General features: G+C 68.1%; 16 protein-coding genes. 15 read left to right on the forward strand and 1 reads right to left on the reverse strand.

Translation table 11 applies throughout. The features are described from left to right. Positions 1-339: 339 nt before the first annotated feature. The 13 genes from AB0I66_RS19300 to AB0I66_RS19360 all read left to right on the forward strand — a co-directional run bounded on the left by AB0I66_RS19300 (position 340) and on the right by AB0I66_RS19360 (position 17,938). Complete coding sequence (locus tag AB0I66_RS19300; RefSeq protein ID WP_363209069.1) at positions 340-2,658, forward strand: ABC transporter family substrate-binding protein; 2,319 nt, start codon at positions 340-342, stop codon at positions 2,656-2,658. A 344-nt stretch (positions 2,659-3,002) separates the two neighbouring features. After that, complete coding sequence (gene typA / locus AB0I66_RS19305; protein ID WP_363209070.1) at positions 3,003-4,877, forward strand: translational GTPase TypA; 1,875 nt, start codon at positions 3,003-3,005, stop codon at positions 4,875-4,877. Between the two features lie 624 nt (positions 4,878-5,501). Continuing rightward, positions 5,502-7,127, forward strand: coding sequence for an ABC transporter substrate-binding protein (locus AB0I66_RS19310; protein ID WP_363209071.1), 1,626 nt, complete (start codon positions 5,502-5,504; stop codon positions 7,125-7,127). A gap of 86 nt (positions 7,128-7,213) precedes the next feature. After that, complete coding sequence (locus AB0I66_RS19315; RefSeq protein ID WP_363209072.1) at positions 7,214-8,143, forward strand: ABC transporter permease; 930 nt, start codon at positions 7,214-7,216, stop codon at positions 8,141-8,143. Continuing rightward, positions 8,136-9,098 carry an ABC transporter permease gene (locus tag AB0I66_RS19320; protein WP_363209073.1) on the forward strand — a complete coding sequence of 321 codons (963 nt, stop codon included), beginning with the start codon at positions 8,136-8,138 and terminating at the stop codon, positions 9,096-9,098. The genes AB0I66_RS19315 and AB0I66_RS19320 overlap by 8 nt, the downstream gene beginning before the upstream one ends. 11 nt (positions 9,099-9,109) lie before the next feature. Further along, positions 9,110-10,171, forward strand: a complete 1,062-nt coding sequence (locus AB0I66_RS19325) for an ABC transporter ATP-binding protein (RefSeq protein ID WP_363209074.1) — start codon at positions 9,110-9,112, stop codon at positions 10,169-10,171. Beyond that, positions 10,164-11,330: a dipeptide ABC transporter ATP-binding protein gene (locus AB0I66_RS19330; protein ID WP_363209075.1), complete on the forward strand. Its 1,167-nt coding sequence runs from the start codon at positions 10,164-10,166 to the stop codon at positions 11,328-11,330. Before AB0I66_RS19325 ends, AB0I66_RS19330 begins: the two co-directional genes overlap by 8 nt. Positions 11,331-11,484: 154 nt before the next feature. Then, positions 11,485-11,985, forward strand: a complete 501-nt coding sequence (locus tag AB0I66_RS19335) for a GNAT family N-acetyltransferase (protein WP_363209076.1) — start codon at positions 11,485-11,487, stop codon at positions 11,983-11,985. 173 nt (positions 11,986-12,158) lie between these two features. Next, entirely contained in the window at positions 12,159-13,793 is a 1,635-nt protein-coding gene (locus AB0I66_RS19340) for an ABC transporter substrate-binding protein (RefSeq protein ID WP_363209077.1), read from the forward strand. A 72-nt stretch (positions 13,794-13,865) separates the two neighbouring features. Then, on the forward strand, positions 13,866-14,789 hold the full coding sequence (locus AB0I66_RS19345; protein ID WP_363209078.1) for an ABC transporter permease: 924 nt from the start codon (positions 13,866-13,868) through the stop codon (positions 14,787-14,789). Further along, positions 14,782-15,759, forward strand: a complete 978-nt coding sequence (locus tag AB0I66_RS19350) for an ABC transporter permease (protein ID WP_363209079.1) — start codon at positions 14,782-14,784, stop codon at positions 15,757-15,759. Before AB0I66_RS19345 ends, AB0I66_RS19350 begins: the two co-directional genes overlap by 8 nt. 6 nt (positions 15,760-15,765) lie before the next feature. Further along, entirely contained in the window at positions 15,766-16,812 is a 1,047-nt protein-coding gene (locus tag AB0I66_RS19355) for an ABC transporter ATP-binding protein (protein ID WP_363209080.1), read from the forward strand. Next, on the forward strand, positions 16,799-17,938 hold the full coding sequence (locus AB0I66_RS19360; protein ID WP_363209081.1) for a dipeptide ABC transporter ATP-binding protein: 1,140 nt from the start codon (positions 16,799-16,801) through the stop codon (positions 17,936-17,938). Before AB0I66_RS19355 ends, AB0I66_RS19360 begins: the two co-directional genes overlap by 14 nt. 331 nt (positions 17,939-18,269) lie before the next feature. Here the strand turns inward: AB0I66_RS19360 and AB0I66_RS19365 are convergent, their stop codons facing one another. Further along, the gene (locus tag AB0I66_RS19365; RefSeq protein ID WP_363209082.1) at positions 18,270-20,447 is read right to left on the reverse strand and encodes a prolyl oligopeptidase family serine peptidase; all 2,178 of its coding nucleotides are present in this window, start codon (positions 20,445-20,447) and stop codon (positions 18,270-18,272) included. 149 nt (positions 20,448-20,596) lie between these two features. On the opposite strand from AB0I66_RS19365, the gene AB0I66_RS19370 reads away from it, so the two are divergent. Then, on the forward strand, positions 20,597-20,791 hold the full coding sequence (locus AB0I66_RS19370) for a hypothetical protein (RefSeq protein WP_344521425.1): 195 nt from the start codon (positions 20,597-20,599) through the stop codon (positions 20,789-20,791). Between the two features lie 66 nt (positions 20,792-20,857). Then, positions 20,858-21,787: an N-acetyl-1-D-myo-inositol-2-amino-2-deoxy-alpha-D-glucopyranoside deacetylase gene (mshB, locus tag AB0I66_RS19375; protein ID WP_363209083.1), complete on the forward strand. Its 930-nt coding sequence runs from the start codon at positions 20,858-20,860 to the stop codon at positions 21,785-21,787. Positions 21,788-21,799 lie beyond the last annotated feature (12 nt).

Raw genomic sequence — 21,799 nt, forward strand, 5'->3', positions numbered from 1 at the left:
CGGCAACGTTCATGCGCCTGCGAGTGTCGCGCGTCACATCCCGGCTTGTGAAGGGATCTGCAGGGATTCCCGGCTCGTACGCGCTGAAATGCGCCGGGTGTGCGCCGCCGTCGCGGCCGTGCCTCGGGGCGCGGGCCGGGGCCTTCGTCACGCTCGGTCACGCGGGGTTGGGCCGCACGAGTGGGATCTGGCGCCCCCACGCCGTGTCGCTCCCGCGTGCCGGTTCCCGTCCCCTTCAGTGGATCGATAGATGTGATCAGCTCCATATACCGCCAAACGTGATCAAACCCGGCCCGGTCCTGGTAGCGGGCGGCCGGGCGAGCCCCGGAGGTACCCGTCATGTCCCCAGACCGCGCCAGACTGAGATCTGCCGTGTTCCTCGCCACGGGCGTGCTAGCCCTGCCCGCCCTCGCCGCCTGCAGCTCCCAGGACGAGGCGGGCTCCCCGACCGCCGGCCAGGACGTCGCCCCCGCGGCCCGGGATCTCGTCGCCGACGGCGGGACGATGAACTGGGCCGTCGAGTCGATGCCGGAGACCCTCAACTCCTTCCAGTCGGACGCGGACGCGGGCACCTCACGGATCGCGGGAGCCGTCCTGCCGTCGATGTACCGTCTCGACGCGCAGGGCAGGGCGCAGCGGAACAGCGACTTCCTGGAGTCCGCGGAGGTCGTCGAGCGCGAGCCCAAGCAGGTGGTGCTCTACAAGCTCAACCAGCAGGCGGTCTGGAGTGACGGCCGGGAGATCGGCGCCGATGACTTCGCCGCGCAGCAGCGCGCCCTCTCCGGGAAGGACAGCGCGTACTGGACGGCGCGCAACGCGGGCTACGACCGCATCGGGAAGATCGAGCGCGGCGCGGACAACCTGGAGGTGCGCGTCACCTTCGACAAGCCGTACGCGGACTGGCGCTCGCTCTTCTCGCCGCTGTACCCGAAGGAGGTCATGGGCACTCCTGACACCTTCAACGACGGCGCGCGGCGCAAGCTCAAGGTGAGCGCGGGACCGTTCGCGGTGCAGGACTTCGACAGCAAGGCGGACGAGGTCACGCTGGTGCGCAATCCGCGCTGGTGGGGCAGGCCGGCCAAGCTCTCCAAGCTGGTGCTGCGCGAGGTGCCGCGCGAGAAGCGGGCCGCCGCGCTCGCCGAGGGCAAGGTGGACCTCGCCGAGATCGACGCCCCCGAGGCCCGGCGCATCACGAACGCGGCCCGCGACAAGGGCGCCCAGGGCCCGCTCGGCCACGGCCCCGAGGCGCAGCTGACCCCCGCCAAGGCGCTGCGGTCCTGGGCGGTCGCGCACGGCTCCGACGAGGAGGCGGCGGACACCGAGCAGCTGGCCCGCAAGCGGACCGACAAGGCGATCAAGAAGTACGCCGACGAACAATCGGGCCTGCGGGGCTACACCGTCCGCAAGTCCCTCGAACCGGCCTACACCCAGCTCGCCCTCAACGGCACCGAGGGTCCGCTCGCCGACGACCGGGTGCGGCGTGCGGTGGCCAGGGCCCTCGACCGCGAGGAGCTCGCCAAGGCGGTCCTCTCGCCGCTCGGCCTGCCCGCCGAGCCGGTCGGCAGCCACCTCGCCCTCGCCGGTCAGCACGCGTACGCGGACAACAGCGGGGCCCTCGGGGACCAGGACACCGCGGAGGCGCGGGCGCTGCTCGCCGACGCGGGATGGACGCCGGGCGGTCCGCTGAAGGAGCCGAAGGGGAAGACGGCCGGAGGCGAGGCGGACACCAAGAAGGCCAAGTCCGGCTCCGACTCCGATTCCGACGCGGACTCCGACACCGATTCCTCGGACTCGGGTGACGACGGCACGTACGTCGTCGGCGAGGACGACCAGAAGCCGGGCGACAGCGGCACCTCGGTGCTCGCGCCCGCTCCGGCGGCGGCCTACCAGCGGGCGGCGCTCACCCGGCAGGCGGACACCCTCGCGGCTCCCGGTGAGGCGGACAAGGAGAAGAAGAAGGACCCCGGCGGGCATGCCAAGCAGCAGGCGGAGAAGCGAGCAGAGAAGCGTGCGGACAAGCAGGCGGCCAAGGGTGGTGCGCCCGGCGCGTACGCCCCCAAGGGGACCGCGGCGCCGGCCGCGACCGCTGCGGCGGGCGGCCCCATGGCCAAGGACGGCAAGCCCCTCACCCTCCGCTTCGTCCTGCCGTCCGGGGAGGGCTCGGAGTCGCTGCGGACGGTGGCCGACCGGATCTCGCGGATGCTGGAGAAGATCGGTATCCGTACGGAGACGGCGAAGGTCGCCGACGAGAGCTACTTCAAGGACCACATCGCTTCCGGTCAGTACGACCTCGCCCTGTACTCCTGGCCCGCCACGGCCTTCCCGGCCACGGACGCGCGCCCGATCTTCGCCAAGCCGGTGCCGGCCGCGGACGGGTCGCTGAACGTCGAGCAGAACTACACGCGGGTCGGCACGGATCACATCGATCAGCTGTTCGACCAGGCGATGGGGGAGCTGGACGAGGACGAGAGCCGTGCGCTGGTCAAGAAGGCGGATGCCCGCATCTGGGCCGAAGCAGGATCGATTCCTCTCTATCAGCGCCCCCAGCTGATGGCGGCCCGCACGAACCTCGCCAATGCGGGGGCGTTCGGATTCCAGGTCCCGAACTATGAGGACATGGGCTTCCTGAAGCAGGGCGCCAAACCCGCGGCAAAGTAGCTCCGCCGCAGGTCAGGCTCAGATTCCCCTCAACTCCCTTGCCCGCCGAGACCCTCGGCGGGCAAGGTCGTTCCCACCCATTGACCCGGGACACCCCTGCCCGTTTTCCCCGGACCCCGCCCCTCGCCCGCGACCGCATGCCCCGGAGCCGGCGCCGCACGCTCGGAGCGCTTGGCTGAGACCAGCAAAACCCCAGGTCAGGCCCCCCGGCAGCCCCCCGCGGAGGTCTCCTCCGCGTGAGGGACGTAGACTGGGGTGAGGCCGTGGCGTGTTCTGCCCGGCAGGGCACGCGTGCCGGACCGTACGCGCGGCCATCCACTCTTCCCGGGAGAAGCGCAGCTCGTATGCCCACGCGCCATGACATTCGTAATGTTGCCATCGTCGCCCACGTCGACCATGGCAAGACCACCCTGGTCGACGCCATGCTCAAGCAGGCCGGCTCCTTCGCCGCGCATGCGGCAGAGTCCCTCGACGACCGCATGATGGACTCGAACGACCTGGAGCGTGAGAAGGGCATCACGATCCTGGCCAAGAACACGGCCGTCAAGTACCACCCCAAGGATGGCGGCGACGTCATCACCATCAACATCATCGACACCCCCGGCCACGCCGACTTCGGTGGTGAGGTCGAGCGCGGCCTGTCGATGGTGGACGCGGTCGTCCTCCTCGTGGACGCCTCCGAGGGTCCGCTGCCCCAGACCCGCTTCGTCCTGCGCAAGGCCCTCGCCGCGAAGATGCCGGTGATCCTCTGCATCAACAAGACGGACCGTCCGGACTCCCGTATCGCCGAGGTCGTCGACGAGACGTACGACCTCTTCCTGGACCTGGACGCGGACGAGGACCAGATCGAGTTCCCGATCGTCTACGCCTGCGCCCGTGACGGCGTCGCCTCGCTGACCAAGCCGGAGGACGGCACCGTCCCGGCCGACAGCGAGAACCTGGAGCCGTTCTTCTCCACGATCCTGGAGACCGTCCCGGCCCCGAAGTACGACGAGGACGCGCCCCTCCAGGCTCACGTCACGAACCTGGACGCCGACAACTTCCTCGGCCGTATCGCGCTGTGCCGCGTCGAGCAGGGCGAACTGCGCAAGGGCCAGACCGTCACGTGGATCAAGCGGGACGGCTCGCAGTCCAACGTCCGCATCACCGAGCTGATGATGACCGAGGCGCTCACCCGCAAGCCCGCCGAGAAGGCGGGCCCCGGTGACATCTGCGCCATCGCCGGTATCCCGGAGATCATGATCGGTGAGACCCTCGCCGACCCCGAGAACCCCATCGCGCTCCCGCTGATCACGGTCGACGAGCCCGCGATCTCCATGACCATCGGCACCAACACCTCGCCGCTCGTCGGCAAGGGCGGCAAGGGCCACAAGGTCACCGCCCGCCAGGTGAAGGACCGTCTGGACAAGGAGCTCATCGGTAACGTCTCGCTCCGTGTCCTGGACACCGAGCGTCCCGACGCCTGGGAGGTCCAGGGCCGTGGTGAGCTCGCGCTCGCCATCCTGGTCGAGCAGATGCGCCGCGAGGGCTTCGAGCTCACCGTAGGCAAGCCCGAGGTCGTCACCAAGCAGATCGACGGCAAGACGTACGAGCCGATCGAGCGCATGACGATCGACTCGCCCGAGGAGCACCTCGGCGCCATCACGCAGCTGATGGCGACCCGCAAGGGCCGCATGGAGACGATGACCAACCACGGCTCCGGCTGGATCCGCATGGAGTGGATCGTTCCGTCGCGTGGCCTCATCGGCTTCCGCACGGAGTTCCTGACGCAGACCCGCGGCACCGGCATCGCGCACTCGATCTTCGAGGGTCACGAGCCGTGGTTCGGCGACCTGCGCACCCGTCACAACGGCTCGCTCGTCGCGGACCGCTCGGGTTCGGTCACGCCGTTCGCGATGGTCAACCTCCAGGAGCGCGGTGTCATCTTCACCGAGGCCGGCACCGAGGTGTACGAGGGCATGATCGTCGGCGAGAACTCGCGCGCCGACGACATGGACGTGAACATCACCAAGGAGAAGAAGCTCACCAACATGCGTGCGGCTTCCGCGGACACGACCGAGAACGTCGTGCCCGCCCGCAAGCTCTCGCTCGAGCAGTCCCTTGAGTTCTGCCGCGACGACGAGTGCATCGAGGTGACCCCGGAGACCGTGCGTATCCGCAAGGTCGTCCTGGACCAGAAGCAGCGCGGCCGCACGGCCTCGCGCGCCAAGCACGGCTGAGGCCGGAGCAAAGCCCGGTTAAAACCTGGGCCCGGCGCAACTGCCGCTGACTTCCGGCGAATTCGGCATCTGAGGCCGGTTTCCGCTCTTCCTCCGGGGAGAGGCGGGGACCGGCCTCCGTGCGTCTGCGGGGTTTACCCCCTTGCGGGGCCCTCAGGGGCACTACGCTGGCCCGGGCCCCGGGAGCGACGGGTTTCCCCCGTTCGCGACTCTCCGCGCATCTACGCGCGTCCACAGAGCCGCCCCCGAAGATGCCCCGAGTCGCCTCCGGCGTGCTCCGCCGCAACCGGTTTTCCTGGACCATCTGTCCGGAATACGGACACCGTTGACCGTTAGATGTGTAACACGTCCGTTTCGCAACCATCTATCTCGGATCGGTTTGTCCGGATTTTGGAAGTTGTACGCACCAGGTGTGATTGAACCGAGACCAAAAGAGTGTGGTCGGGCGGTACCTCATGGCTAATAGTTGACCGCGTATAGCTCGGGTCAATGGGTCACGCGCTGTGGGGAGCGCCGACTCACGAGCACACTGGGGTACTTCGATCTACGCGCCGTCAGGGGTGTCGGCGCGGTTTCTTGTACCCCCTCTTGTAGTGAACAAGTGGACTCATGAGGAGGAACCCCATGCGTGGTGCCAAGAGCGCCAAGTGGGTCGCGATAGCGGGTGTCGTGGCGCTGACGGCAACGGCCTGTGGTGGCGGCGACAGCGACAGCGGCAAGAGTGGCAAGGTCGACCCCAAGGGGATCGTCAGCTACGCGAACGGCGAGCCGCAGAACGCCCTGCAGCCTTCCAACACCATGGAGGCATACGGCAGCGTCGTCATCGACTCGCTCTTCACGGGCCTGGTCCACTACGACAAGCAGGGCAACATCACCTACGAGAACGCCGAGTCGGTCACCCCCGACAAGGACTCCAAGGTGTGGACCGTCAAGCTGAAGTCGGGCTGGAAGTTCCACAACGGTGAGGCTGTCACCGCCAAGTCGTACGTCGACGCCTGGAACTGGGCCGCCAACCCGGCCAACGGCCAGCAGAACAGCTCGTGGTACCGCGACATCGTCGGCTACGACAAGGTCCACCCCGAGAAGGGGAAGGCCAAGGCGGAGGCGATGGAGGGTCTGAAGGTCGTCGACGACAACACCTTCACCATCACGCTGAACGACGGCATCCCGTACTACGCGTACAAGCTCGTCTACGCGCCCTTCTACCCGCTGCCTTCGGAGGCCCTCAAGGACCCGAAGAAGTACGGCGAGTCGCCGGTCGGCAACGGCCCGTACAAGTTCTCGAAGTGGGACCACAAGAAGCTCATCTCGGTCCGCGCCTGGGACGGCTACAAGGGCGACAAGCCGAAGAACGGCGGCATCGACTTCAAGGCCTACACCAAGGACACGGCGGCCTACGCCGACCTGAAGTCGGACAACGTCGACTCGATGCCGATCGTGCCGAACAGCGAGACCGCCAACTTCAAGCAGGACTTCGGCGACCGCGCGATCGAGCAGGACTTCTCGGCGATCAACACGATCAACCCGGCCTTCTACACGAAGCAGTGGAAGGACATCGACGTCAAGGTCCTGCAGGGCCTGTCGATGGCGATCGACCGCGACACCATCGCCAAGACCGTGTTCTACGGCACGCGTGAGTCCGCCACCGGCTGGGTCGCCAAGGGCGTCAAGGGCTACCAGAAGGACGCCTGCGGCGAGTACTGCAAGTTCGACGCCAAGAAGGCCAAGGCCTCCATCAAGGCGGGCGGCGGCGTTCCGGGCAACAAGATCTCCATCCAGTACAACGCCGACCAGCCGCACAAGGACTGGGTCGTCGCGGTCTGCAACAGCATCACCAAGTCGACCGGCGTCAAGTGCGTCGGTGACGCGGTGACCGACTTCGCGGCCGACACGGAGATCCGTGACCAGAAGAAGGTCAAGTCGATCTACCGCTCCGGCTGGGTGCTCGACTACCCGTTCAACGGCAACTTCCTCGCCGACCTCTACGGCACCGGCGTCGACGGCAACAAGGGCGGCTTCTCGGACAAGAAGTTCGACGCGCTGACCAAGAAGGCCGACGGCGCGAAGACCATCGACGAGTCCGCGAAGCTGTACGGCGAGGCCGAGAAGCAGCTCGTCAACACCTTCCCGGGCATTCCGCTCTGGTACAACAAGACGCTCTCCGCGTACTCGAACAACGTGAAGGGCATGGAGTTCGACCAGGCAGGCGACCCGGTTCTCACCGAGGTCGAGGTCTTCGAGAAGAAGTAGTCGTCGGAGTTCCGTTTCCGTGAGCGGCGCCCGGTGATCCCGGGCGCCGCTCACGGGCGGGCTCCGCAATGGACGGAGGCACCACCATGGGGCGCTACGTCGCGAGGCGACTGCTCCAGATGATCCCGGTCTTCATCGGGACAACCCTGCTGATCTTCCTGATGGTCAATGTGCTCCCCGGCGATCCCGTACGGGCGCTGTGGGGAGACAAGCCGCCGGACCCGGCGCAGGTTGCGCAGATCAAGCACGACCGCGGGCTCGACCTGCCGCTCTGGCAGCAATATCTGCACTACATGGGCGGATTGCTGCAGGGCGACTTCGGCAAGACCATCGCCGGCAACAGGCCCATTCTTGACGAGATCAAGCAGGCTTTCCCGATTTCGATGAGACTCGCCGCCATGGCGTGGACGTTCGAACTCATCGTCGGCATCGGTCTGGGTGTGCTCGCCGGTGTGCGGCGCAGCCGGTTCGTGGACAACACCGTGACGCTCTTCACGCTTCTCGTGATCTCCGTCCCGATCTTCGTGTTCGGCCTGTTCCTTCAGCTGATCTTCGGAAACGAGCTCGGCTGGGTGAAACCGACGGTCCAGGACTCGACGGACTTCCAGCAGTTGCTGATGCCGGCACTCGTGCTCGGCCTGGTCGGTCTCGCCTATGTGGCACGGCTGAGCCGGACCTCCATCGCGGAGAACCGGCAGGCGGACTACATACGCACCGCGGTCGCCAAGGGTCTGCCGCGCCGCCGGATCATCACCCGGCACCTGCTGCGCAACTCCCTGATCCCGGTGGTCACTTACCTGGGAACCGACATCGGCACCCTCATGGGCGGCGCGGTCATCACCGAGGGCATCTTCAATGTCACCGGTGTGGGCAACCTGTTGTTCGACGCGCTGGGCAACCGAGAGGGCGCCGTCATCGTCGGCATCGTGACGGTCCTGGTGCTCGTGTATCTCCTCGCGAGCCTGATCGTCGACCTGCTCTACGCCGTCCTGGACCCGAGGATCCGTTATGCCTGACCTCACCAAGTCCCCGGCCACGGACGAGGCACACGCCGTGGCCATCGTCGACGCCGAAGCGAAGGCCGTGGACACCGCGGAGACGACGGGCAAGCCGCGCAGCCTGTGGGGCGACGCCTGGCGGGACCTGCGCCGCAGGCCGCTGTTCCTCGTCTCCGCACTGCTGATCGTCGTGGTGCTCCTGGTCGCCGCCTTCCCCGGGCTGTTCACCAGCGCCGACCCCCGCTCCGGCGACCTGACCAATCACTTCCTGGAGAAGCCGAACCTCGGCCACTTCTTCCAGCCCGACTGGTTCGGCTACGACCGCCAGGGACGCAGCGTCTACGCCCGCGTGGTGTACGGCGCCCGCAACTCGATCATGGTCGGCTTCGGAGTGACCATCCTGGTCACCTTGTTCGGCGGCCTGGTCGGCATGCTGGCCGGCTACTTCGGCGGCATCTGGGACAGCATCCTTTCGCGGCTCACCGACGTGTTCTTCGGTGTCCCGTTCCTGCTCGGCGCGATGGTCGTCCTGAACGCCTTCACCGAGCGCAACGTCTGGGTGATCACCGGCGCCCTCGCCTTCCTCGGCTGGACGCAGATCGCCCGCGTGATGCGCGGCGCGGTGATCACCACCCGGCACGCCGACTACGTCGTGGCGGCGAAGGCACTCGGCGCGGGCACCAAGCGGATCCTGTTCCGGCACATCCTGCCGAACGCCATCGCGCCGGTCATCGTCATCGCGACCATCGCGCTCGGCACGTACATCGTCGCCGAGTCGACGCTGTCCTTCCTGGGCCTCGGCTTCGCCGGTGACGCGCTCTCCTGGGGCGGAGACATCTCCGACGCCCTGAACGACATCCGCAACAACCCGCACACACTGATCTTCCCGGCAGGAATGCTGAGTCTCACGGTGCTTGCGTTCATCATGATGGGCGACGCCGTACGCGAAGCCCTCGACCCGAAGCTGCGCTGAGGGAGGCGTAAATGACCAGCATCGACATCAAGGAAGACTCGGTTCCCGCCCCCCGCTCGGGTGAGGAAAAGAGTGGCAGGCTGCTGGACGTCAGGGATCTGCACGTCGAGTTCCACACCCGTGACGGAGTGGTCAAGGCAGTCAACGGCGTCAACTACAGCGTGGACGCGGGCGAGACGCTCGCCGTCCTCGGTGAGTCGGGCTCCGGCAAGTCCGTGACCGCCCAGGCGATCATGGGCATCCTCGACATGCCGCCGGGGAAGATCCCGCAGGGCGAGATCCTCTTCCGCGGCCAGGACATGCTCAAGATGTCCGGCGAGGAGCGCAGGAAGATCCGCGGTCGCAAGATCGCGATGATCTTCCAGGACGCGTTGTCGTCGCTCAACCCCGTTCTCTCGGTGGGCTATCAGCTCGGCGAGATGTTCCGGGTGCACGACGGGCTCAACCGCAAGGAAGCCAAGGCCAAGGCCATCGAGCTGATGGAGCGGGTGAAGATCCCGGCCGCCAAGGAGCGGGTGAACGACTACCCGCACCAGTTCTCCGGCGGTATGCGCCAGCGCATCATGATCGCGATGGCGCTCGCCCTGGAGCCGGACCTGATCATCGCCGACGAGCCCACCACGGCTCTCGATGTGACGGTCCAGGCACAGGTCATGGACCTGCTTGCCGAGCTTCAGCGCGAGTACAACATGGGCCTGATCCTGATCACCCATGACCTGGGTGTGGTCGCGGACGTCGCCGACAAGATCGCGGTGATGTACGCGGGCCGGATCGTCGAGACGGCGCCCGTGCACGAGCTCTACAAGCGCCCCGCGCACCCGTACACACGCGGTCTGCTCGATTCGATTCCCCGGCTCGACCAGAAGGGCCAGGAGCTCTACGCGATCAAGGGCCTGCCGCCCAACCTGCTGCACATTCCGTCCGGCTGCGCCTTCAACCCGCGCTGCCCCAAGGCCGAGGACATCTGCCGTACTGACGTCCCGGCCCTGGTGTCGGTGACGGAGCAGGACGGCACGGATCTGCCGGGCCGCGGCAGCGCGTGCCACTTCTGGAAGGAGACGATCCATGGCTGAGCCGACGAAGGCTTCGAAACTCTCGAAGACGGACGAGCCCGTCGACGCGACCCCGAACGTCTCCGAGGTGGACACGGTCGACGCGGCCACCGCCGAGGAGGCCGTCGCGGCCATCGAGGCGCCGGTGGAGCGCGGCGAGCCGATCCTCCAGGTCCGCAACCTGGTGAAGCACTTCCCGCTGACCCAAGGCATCCTGATCAAGAAGCAGATCGGCGCGGTCAAGGCGGTCGACGGCATCTCCTTCGACCTGTACCAGGGCGAGACGCTGGGCATCGTGGGCGAGTCCGGCTGTGGCAAGTCCACGGTCGCCAAGCTGCTCATGACCCTGGAAACCGCCACGGCCGGCGAGGTCTTCTACAAGGGCCAGGACATCACCAAGCTGTCCGGGCGCGCGCTGAAGGCGGTCCGCCGCAACATCCAGATGGTGTTCCAGGACCCGTACACGTCCCTGAACCCCCGTATGACGGTGGGCGACATCATCGGGGAGCCCTTCGAGATTCACCCCGAGGTGGCTCCCAAGGGCTCGCGCCGCCAGAAGGTCCAGGACCTCCTGGACGTGGTGGGCCTCAACCCCGAGTACATCAACCGCTACCCGCACCAGTTCTCGGGCGGTCAGCGCCAGCGCATCGGCATCGCGCGCGGTCTGGCCCTCAACCCCGAGATCATCATCTGCGACGAGCCGGTCTCGGCCCTGGACGTCTCCGTCCAGGCCCAGGTCATCAACCTGATGGAGAAGCTGCAGGACGAGTTCAACCTCTCCTACCTCTTCATCGCGCACGACCTGTCGATCGTCCGGCACATCTCGGACCGTGTGGGCGTGATGTACCTCGGCAAGATGGCGGAGATCGGCTCGGACGAGCAGATCTACGAGCACCCGACGCACCCGTACACGCAGGCGCTCCTGTCTGCCGTCCCGGTGCCGGACCCGGAGGCCCGCGAGGGCCGCGAGCGCATCATCCTCACCGGTGACGTGCCGTCCCCCGCGAACCCGCCCTCGGGCTGCCGCTTCCGCACCCGCTGCTGGAAGGCGGAGGCGAAGTGCGCGGAGGAGACCCCGCTGCTCGCGATCCCGCAGCGTTTCGCGGGCCAGGACACCCCGGCGGCACACGAGTCGGCGTGCCACTTCGCGGAGGAAAAGGACGTCGTCCACGCGGCGTAACCCCACCGTCGGCCACAGGCCACAGATGATGGGGGCGCCCGGAACCAATTGGTTCCGGGCGCCCCCATTTTCGTGCGTATGTCGCCGCGGAAGGGGCAGCTCACCCTGTGGCGGGGGCGCGTTCGAATGGTGCGGGTGGGACAGGTGGTTTGTCGTGCGTAGGTTGCGGGCCTGGAGGGAGAGCGACGCCGCCGCTGTGCTCGCCGCGTTCTCCGTGCCGGAAATGGTGCGGCAGGCCGATGAGGCGGTCGACTCCCGTGAGAGTGCCTCCCGCTGGATCGCGCGGCGTGGGCAGGAGGAGCGGGCGGGGGTCGCGTATGCCTTCGCGGTGGTCGGCGGGGATGATGTTCCCTTGGGGAACGTTGCCGTGGGGGCGGTCAATCGGGTGCATGGGACCGGGTGGGTTTCCTACTGGACGGTGCCTGCGGTGCGGGGGCGTGGGGTGGCGCGGTTCGGGTGCGAGGCGTTGGCCAGGTGGGCGTTCGGGGAGCTGGGGCTCTTCCGGCTTGAATTGGGGCACCGGGTGAACAACCCGGCGTCCTGCCGGGTCGCCGAGGCCGCCGGGTTCGCGGCGGAAGGTCTGCAGCGGCAGAAGCTCGCGTACGAGGGAGTCCGCTACGACGTCGAGCTGCACGCGCGGCTGGCGTCGGACTAGGGGCCGGTCCCCGGGCGCGCCTGGCCGCTGCACCCATCCGGCATCCGAGGGTTTCCCGGTCCTACTAGCCCCCGGAAAGCCCCTATCAAGATGCGCAGAGCGGAGCATTGGGGTGTATTTGGGCCTGAGTCAGACATTGAACGTCGGACCTAGGCCTGAGAGGGAGGCTCTCCATGCGTGGAGCCACGCACGCCAAGTGGGCCGCATGTGCGGTGACCGTCGCGCTCGCGGCGACCGCCTGCGGCGGAGGCGGGGACAGCGGCGGTGGTGGCGGCGACGGCTCCGGGATCGTGGGGTCCTCCTGGGGTGATCCGCAGAACCCGCTGGAGCCCGCCAACACCAACGAGGTGCAGGGCGGCAAGGTGCTCGACATGCTCTTCCGGGGTCTCATGCGGTACGACCCGAAGAGCGGCGAGGCGAAGAACATGATCGCCGAGAAGATCGACACCAAGGACTCGCAGAACTTCACCGTGAAGATCAAGGACGGGTGGAAGTTCAGCAACGGCGAGAAGGTCACCGCGAAGTCCTTCGTCGATGCCTGGAATTACGGCGCGCATCTGAAGAACAACCAGAAGAACGCCTACTTCTTCGGCTACATCGAGGGGTACGAGGACGTCCACCCGGAGAAGGGGGACGCCAAGGCCGACAAGCTCTCCGGGCTCAAGGTCGTCGACGACACCACCTTCACCGTCAAGCTCACGCAGAAATTCTCCACCTGGCCCAAGACCCTCGGCTATCCGGCCTTCGCACCGCTGCCCAAGGCTTTCTACGACGACCACGACGCATGGCTCGCCAAGCCGGTCGGCAACGGCCCGTACACCGTGGACTCGTACGCCAAGGGTTCCAAGATGTCCCTGCGGAAGTGGGACGGGTACAGCGGCGAGGACAAGGCGAAGAACGGCGGGGTGGATCTCAAGGTCTACACCGACAACAACACCGCCTACACGGACCTGATGGCGGGCAATCTCGACCTCGTCGACGACGTTCCGGCCTCGCAGCTCAAGAACGCCAAGAATGATCTGGGTGACCGCTACATCAACACCCCGGCGGGCATCATCCAGACGCTGGCTTTCCCGTTCTACGACAGCAAGTGGTCAAAGGCCGGGATGGAGAAGGTCCGGCAGGGGCTTTCGATGGCGATCAATCGTGAGCAGATCACCGAGACCATCTTCCAGAAGACCCGCACCCCGGCCACCGACTGGACGTCCCCGGTGCTCGGCGAAGCCGGCGGCTACAAGTCCGGGCTCTGCGGCGACCCCTGCAAGTACGACGCGGACAAGGCGAAGAAGCTGATCGCGGACGGCGGCGGCATCCCCGGCGGCACGCTGAAGATCACGTACAACGCGGACACCGGCTCGCACAAGGAATGGGTCGACGCCGTCTGCAACAGCATCAACAAGGCGCTCGGGAACGACAAGTCCTGTGTCGCGAGCCCGGTCGGCACCTTCGCCGACTTCCGCAGCAAGGCATCCCAGCAGAAGCTGGACGGCGCCTGGCGCGCGGGCTGGCAGATGGACTACCCGCTGATCCAGAACTTCCTGCAGCCGCTGTACTACACGGACGCCCCGTCGAACGACGGCAAATGGTCCGACAAGAAATTCGACGACCTCGTCGACAAGGCCAACGCCGAGACCGACACGGGCAAGGCCGTATCCACCTTCCAGGACGCCGAAAAGGTGCTCGCGGAACAGATGGCGGTCATCCCGCTCTGGTACCAGAACGGCAGCGCCGGCTATTCGGACCGGGTCTCCGACGTGGAGCTGAACCAGTTCAGCGTCCCGGTCTACAACGAGATCAAGGTCAGCTGAGGCCCGGGGAGCGGTCGTCCGGCGCGAGCGAATACGCGCCGGACGACCGCTTCCCCTACTTACGGAGCCCTCATGGGACGTTATGTGATCCGGCGTCTGCTGCAGATGATCCCGGTCTTCTTCGGCGCCACGCTGCTGATCTTCCTGATGGTGAACGTGATGGGCGACCCCATCGCGGGCCTCTGCGGGGACCGGAAGTGCGACCCCGCGACAGCCACTCAGCTGAAGAAGGAGTTCGGCCTCGATAAGCCCGTGTGGCAGCAGTACGTGACCTACATGGGCAATGTCTTCACCGGCGACTTCGGTACCGCCTTCAACGGCCAGAAGGTCACCGAGCTGATGTCGACGGCCTTCCCGCTGACCATCCGGCTGACGCTCGTCGCGATCGTCTTCGAGATCGTCATCGGCATCTCGCTGGGTGTGGTGACCGGCCTGCGGCGCGGGCGTCCCATCGACACCGTCGTGCTGCTCCTGACGCTCGTCGTCATCGCCATCCCCACCTTCGTCACCGGCCTGCTCCTCCAGCTGCTGCTCGGCGTCGAATGGGGCGTGATGAAACCCTCCGTCTCCTCGGAGGCGCCACTCAACGAACTCATCGTGCCGGGGCTCGTGCTCGCCTCGGTGTCCCTGGCGTACGTCACCAGGCTCACCCGGACCTCCATCGCCGAGAACCGCCGCGCCGACTACGTCCGCACGGCCATCGCGAAGGGCCTGCCCAGGCGCCGCGTCATCACCCGGCACCTGCTGCGCAACTCACTCATCCCGGTGGTCACCTTCATCGGCACGGACATCGGCGCGCTGATGGGCGGCGCGATCGTCACCGAGCGGATCTTCAACATCCACGGCGTCGGATTCCAGCTCTACCAAGGAATTCTCCGGCAGAGCACCCAGACCGTCGTCGGCTTCGTGACCGTACTCGTCCTGGTCTTCCTGGTGGCCAACCTGATCGTCGACCTCCTGTACGCCGTACTCGACCCGAGGATCCGCTATGCCTGAACCCCGAGAGCCAGACGGAGCCATCGCCCCGACCGGCGCGGGCGGCGCCATGGACCTCGCGGCGACCGAGGGGGCGACGCTGGAGAAGACGCCCGGCGGGTCCGGCGGCACCGGCCCCTCGGCACCGGCCCGCAGCCTGTGGTCCGACGCGTGGCGCGAGCTGCGACGGAACCCGGTCTTCATCATCTCCGCCCTCATCATCGTCTTCCTCGTCGTCATCGCGATCTGGCCGTCCCTGATCGCCTCCCGCAACCCGCTCGACTGCGACCTCGCCAACGCCCAGAAGAGCTCCACGGCCGGCCACCCCTTCGGCTTCGACGGACAGGGCTGCGACGTCTACACGCGGACCGTGTACGGAGCCCGCGCCTCCGTCACCGTCGGCGTCTGCGCCACGCTCGGCGTCGCGATCCTGGGCAGCGTCCTCGGCGGGCTCGCGGGCTTCTTCGGCGGGGTGTGGGACGCGATCCTCTCCCGCATCACCGACGTCTTCTTCGCCATCCCCGTCGTACTCGGCGGCCTGGTGCTCCTGTCGGTCGTCACCAGCAACACCGTCTGGCCGGTGATCGGCTTCATGGTCCTGCTCGGCTGGCCGCAGCTCTCGCGCATCGCCCGCGGCTCGGTCATCACCGCCAAGCAGAACGACTACGTACAAGCGGCGCGCGCTCTCGGCGCCTCCAACTCGCGGATGCTGCTGCGGCACATCGCGCCGAACGCCGTCGCCCCGGTGATCGTCGTCGCCACCATCGCGCTCGGAACGTACATCGCCCTGGAGGCGACCCTCTCGTACCTCGGCGTGGGTCTGAAGCCGCCGACCGTGAGCTGGGGCATCGACATCTCGGCCGCCTCCCAGTACATCCGCAACGCCCCGCACATGCTGCTCTGGCCCGCCGGTGCCCTTGCGATCACCGTGCTCGCGTTCATCATGCTCGGCGACGCGGTGCGCGACGCCCTCGACCCGAAGCTGAGGTAGGCGCCCATGGCAACCGTGGCATCCGAGGCAGCGGGGGCGTCCGCAGACGGGGCGTCCAAGCTGCTCGAAGTGCGTGACCTGCACGTGGAGTTCAGGACGAGGGACGGCGTCGCCAAGGCCGTCAACGGCGTCGACTACACCGTCAGCGAGGGCGAGACGCTCGCCGTGCTGGGCGAGTCCGGGTCCGGCAAGTCCGTGACCGCGCAGGCCATCATGGGCATCCTCGACATGCCGCCCGGAAAGATCACCGGCGGCGAGATCCTCTTCAAGGGCCAGGACCTCCTCAAGCTTAAGCCGGAGGAGCGGCGCAAGACGCGCGGCGCCGGAATGGCGATGATCTTCCAGGACGCCCTGTCGTCGCTGAACCCCGTGGTCAGCGTCGGCCAGCAACTCGGCGAGATGTACGTCGTCCACCAGGGGATGTCCCGCAAGGACGCCAGGGCCAAGGCCGTCGAGCTGATGGACCGGGTGCGCATCCCGGCCGCCAAGGAACGCGTCGGGCAGTATCCGCACCAGTTCAGCGGCGGCATGCGCCAGCGCATCATGATCGCCATGGCGATGGCGCTCGAACCCTCGCTGATCATCGCCGACGAGCCGACCACCGCCCTGGACGTGACCGTGCAGGCCCAGGTGATGGAGCTCCTCGCCGAACTCCAGCGCGAGCTGCACATGGGCCTGATCCTCATCACCCACGACCTGGGCGTCGTGGCGGACGTCGCCGACAACATCGCCGTCATGTACGCGGGCCGCATCGTCGAGAAGGCCCCCGTCCACGAGATCTACAAGGCGCCGGCGCACCCGTACACGCGCGGTCTGCTTGAGTCGATTCCCCGTCTCGACCAGAAGGGCCAGGAGCTCTACGCGATCAAGGGCCTGCCGCCCAACCTCATGAACATCCCGCCGGGTTGCGCCTTCAACCCCCGCTGCCCGATGGCACGGGAGGTGTGCAGGACCGATGAGCCGCCGCTCTACGAAGTGGCCTACGAAGGCCTGACCGCCGACCGCCGGAGCGCCTGCCACTTCTGGAAGGAGACGCTCGATGCCGCACGGTGAGCACATCAGCAGGAAGCAGCTTGAGGACGAGGGCGAGACCGCACGGCAGCTGCTGCACAAGGCGCGGGCGGAGCACGAGTTCGCCGCGCACGGCTCGGCGTCGGGCCGCGAGCCGATCCTCCAGGTGCGGGGCCTGGTCAAGCACTACCCGCTCACCCAGGGCATCGTCATCCGCAGGCAGATCGGCGCGGTCAAGGCCGTCGACGGCGTCGACTTCGACCTCGGGCACGGCGAGACGCTCGGCATCGTGGGGGAGTCCGGCTGCGGCAAGTCGACGGTCGCGAAGATGCTGGTGAACCTGGAGCGGCCGACGGCGGGCGAGATCCGCTACAAGGGCGAGGACATCAGCAAGCTGTCCGGGCGCGCGCTGAAGGCCGTGCGGCGCAACATCCAGATGGTCTTCCAGGACCCGTACACGTCCCTGAACCCTCGTATGACGGTCGGCGACATCATCGGGGAGCCGTACGAGATCCATCCGGAGGTCGCGCCCAAGGGCTCGCGGCGGCAGAAGGTGCAGGAGCTGCTCGACGTGGTCGGGCTGAACCCCGAGTACATCAACCGCTATCCGCACCAGTTCTCGGGCGGTCAGCGCCAGCGCATCGGGATCGCGCGGGGGCTTGCGCTGCGGCCCGAGATCATCGTGGCGGACGAGCCGGTGTCGGCGCTCGACGTCTCGGTCCAGGCGCAGGTCGTGAACCTCCTGGACCGGCTGCAGAACGACTTCGACCTCTCGTACGTGTTCATCGCGCACGACCTGTCGATCGTGCGGCACATCTCTGACCGGGTCGGCGTGATGTATCTGGGGCGGATCGTCGAGATCGGCTCCGACGCGGAGATCTACGAGCATCCGACGCACCCCTATACGCAGGCGCTGCTTTCGGCTGTGCCGGTGCCTGATCCCGAGGCGCGGGAGCATCGGGAGCGGATCATTCTGTCCGGGGACGTGCCGTCGCCCGCCAATCCGCCCTCGGGGTGCCGGTTTCGTACGCGGTGCTGGAAGGCGAGGGAGCGGTGTGCTCTGGAGGTGCCGCTGCTTGCCGTTCCGGCGGAGTTCCGCCACACCGAGGGCCCGGCGGCCCATGACTCGGCGTGCCACTTCGCCGAGGAGAAGCAGGTGGTGCCGTAGGGGGGCGGGGTTCGAGCGTTCCCTGCGGGGCTCTCCCCAATCCCGCCCCTTCCCGAAACTGGGGCTCCGCCCCAGACCCCGCTCCTCAAACGCCGGAGGGGCTGAATCTTTCAGCCCCTCCGGCGTTTGAGGAGGGCCCTCGCGCCGAGCGACCCGCGGCGGAGCCGCAGGTGTCACAGTCGGGAAGGGGCGGGGTTGGGGAAAGAAACACGAGGGCAACCCCACCGACCCAGCCCCGCCATACACCCCCGGCAGGCTAAGCCGCGTACGGCCGTGCGGGTGCCGTAGACCGGCCGGGGGTCGCCATGTCACCCCGGCCGGTCGCCCACGTTCAGGACAGGCCCAGCGACCTCTTCAAGAAGTCCACCTGCAGCAGCAGCAAGTTCTCCGCCACCTGTTCCTGCGGGGTCATGTGCGTGACCCCGGAGAGGGGCAGGACCTCATGGGGCCGCCCGGCGGCCAGCAGCGCCGACGACAGGCGCAACGCGTGCGCCACGACCACGTTGTCGTCCGCGAGGCCGTGCACGATCATCAGCGGCCGGTGCGGGTCCTCCGGCGCCACCAGGCCCTCCTCGGTGACGAGGGAGCTCAGGGCGTACGGCGCCGGATCGGCGCCCGGATCGCCCAGGTACCGCTCCGTGTAGTGCGTGTCGTACAGCTGCCAGTCCGTCACCGGCGCCCCCGCGACACCCGCGTGGAAGACGTCGGGGCGCCGCAGGACCGCGAGCCCCGCGAGGTAACCGCCGTAGGACCAGCCCCGGATGGCGACCCGGGAGAGGTCGAGGGGGAACGACTCCGCGAGGCCCTGGAGCGCGTCCACCTGGTCGTCCAGGGTGAGCGTGAAGTCCCGGCGGATCTCCTTCTCCCAGGCGGGGGAGCGGCCCGGAGTGCCCCGGCCGTCCGCGACGATCACCGCGAAGCCCTGGTCGGCGAACCACTGGGACGTGAGGTACGGGTTGTGGGCGGCGAGGACCCGCTGACCGTGCGGGCCGCCGTACGGGTCGAGGAGCACGGGCAGCGGGCCCGAACCCTCCTCGTAGTCCCTGGGGAGCAGGACGGCGCACGGGATCTTGCGTGCGCCCCCTTCGGTCAGCGTCACGCGCGGCGTGAGCTCCGGATGCCGCGCGTATGAGGCGACGGTGGCCACCTGCTTGCCGTCGCGCAGTACCTGGACGCGTGAGCCCGGCTGGTCGAGCGTGGCCGTCACGAGGACCGTGAGGCCTCCCGAGCGGACCGCCGAGTGCACCCCGGGCTCGGTCGAGACGCGCTCGACGCCCAGTTCGTTGACCCGGTAGACGTGCACCTCGCCGGTCTCGGACGCCGCCGCGGCCGCACCCGCCGACGCCGAGATCAGCACGTCGTCGTCCGCCACGTCAAGGACGGCGCGGACGTGCAGCTGCGGCCCCGTCAGGGGGCGTTCACCCACCGCGAGGACCCGTGCGCCGCCCTCGTCCACGATCCGGACCAGGCGTCCGCTGGGGGACCAGGAGGGGGCGCCGGGGAAGAGCTCCAGCCACTGCGGGTCCTCTTCCGCGTGCACCATGCGGGTCGAGCCGTCGTCCGGGTCCACCGCCAGGTAGAGCTGGCTGAGCTGGTCCCTGGACTGGACGAGGAGCAGCGGCGCACCGGCCGACGACCAGTGCACGCGCGCCAGATAGGGGTAGCGGGCGCGGTCCCACATCACCTCGGTGCGGGCGCCGTCCAGGGTCACGACGAACAGTCGTACGTCCGCGTTGGCCGTGCCCGCCGCCGGGTACGCGACCCGGGCGGGCTCCGTCTCCGGATGCGCGGGGTCGGCGATCCACCAGCGCCGTACGGGGGCGTCGTCGGCGCGTGCGACCAGGAGCCGGTCCGACTCCGGCGACCACCAGAAGCCGCGCGAACGCTGCATCTCCTCGGCCGCGATGAACTCCGCGAGGCCGTACGTCACGGTCTCCTTCTCCACGGAGTCGGGCTCCGGCGCCACAAGGGCACGGTCACCCTCTCCGTCGGCGCCCGTCACCCGTAGGGCGCCCCCGGCGACGTACGCGATGTGGCGGCCGTCGGGCGAGGGGCGCGGGTCGATCACCGGTGCGGGGGCGGGCAGTTCGCGTGCCGTGCCCACGCGCAGCTCCGCGGCGAAGAGCCGCCCGGAGAGCGCGAAGGCGGCGAGCTCGACCGCCGCGTCCGTCGCGTAGCCCACGATGCCCGCGCCGCCCTCGCGGCTGCGCTCACGGCGGGCCCGCTCCTCGGCGGAGAGGCGCTCGACCGCGCCCTTCAGGAGGGCCTCGGGGTCGGCCGCGACACGCTCGGTGGCGCCGTCCGCCAGGTCGAGGACCCAGAGTTGGTTGGCCCGGTCGGTGCCGGACGGCGAGCGCAGGAAGGCGACGCGGGACCCGTCCGGCGCCACCGTGAACGCGCGGGGCGCACCGAGAGTGAAGCGTTGCGTGCGGGCGTGCAGGCGCGGGAAGGAGAGCCGCTGCGCGTGACTCTCGGCGGGCCCGGCGGTTCCGGGCGTCTCGGTGGTCATCCCCCGAGCCTATGGGGCATGCGCCCCCTTGTGCTGCCGTGCTCCGACTCATGCGGACCCACGGATAGTTATGATCCGTAGCGCTTAGTGGGTATGTACCTGCTGGCGTCCGCACTGGTGCAGGGTCTGGGACTTGGAGGTGAGCCGCCGTGGCACTCTCGATTTCGGCGGTGGTGCTGCTGGCGATCATTGTCTTCTTGCTGGTCAAGAAGTCAGGGTTGAAAGCGGGCCACATGATCGTCTGTGTCTTGCTCGGCTTCTATCTGGCGAGCTCCTCCATCGCCCCGACCATCAACGAACTGACGACGAACGTGGCGGGGATGATCGGCGACATCAAGTTCTGATCCGCGCGCAGCACGTTCAGATCAGCACGTTCTGATCACGGCGCCGGGTGCTCGTAGGGTGGTCCCATGACGGAACTGCCCGCCCGGCGTCTGCTGCTCGTGCACGCGCACCCCGACGACGAGTCGATCAACAATGGCGCGACGATGGCCAGGTACGTGGCCGAAGGCGCCCATGTCACGTTGGTGACGTGCACGCTGGGCGAGGAGGGCGAGGTCATCCCGCCCGGCCTCGCCCATCTCGCGCCCGACCGCGAGGACGCGCTCGGCCCGCAGCGCATCGGTGAGCTGGCCGCCGCGATGAAGCAGCTCGGCGTGGCCGACCACCGCTTCCTCGGCGGCACCGGCCGCTACCGCGACTCCGGGATGATGGGCGTCGAGCAGAACCATCGTCCGGGCGCCTTCTGGTCCGCAGATCTCGACGACGCCGCCGCGCACCTCGTCGAGGTGATCCGCGAGGTGCGTCCCCAGGTGCTCGTGACGTACGACCCGGACGGCGGGTACGGCCACCCCGATCACATCCAGGCCCACCGCGTCGCGATGCGCGCGGCGGACCTCGCGGCCGAGAGCGCCTTCCGCGCGGATCTTGGCGAACCTCACACCATCGCCAAGATCTACTGGAACCGCGCGCCGCGCTCCGTCGTCGAAGAGCGGTTCCGGTGGATGGAGGGGGCCCTGCGGCACTCACCGTTCACGACCCCCGGCGTGGCCGCGGACGTGCCCGGTGTGACGGACGACGAGCGGATCACGGCGGAGATCGACGGGACCGCCTTCGCCCCGGCGAAGGCGGCGGCGATGCGCGCGCACGCCACGCAGATCGAGGTGCAGGAACCGCTCTTCGCCCTGTCGAACGGGCTCGCGCAGCCGATCTTCGATGTGGAGTACTACGAGCTGGTGCGAGGAGGAAGCGGTGGAATGGACGGGGAACGTGAGACCGATCTGTTCGCGGGGCTCGCGGACGCGGGGCTCGAAGGGCTCGAAGGGGTGACGACGCCGTGAGTACTCGTTCAC

Source organism: Streptomyces sp. NPDC050439 (assembly GCF_040655335.1).
Lineage (GTDB): Bacteria > Actinomycetota > Actinomycetes > Streptomycetales > Streptomycetaceae > Streptomyces.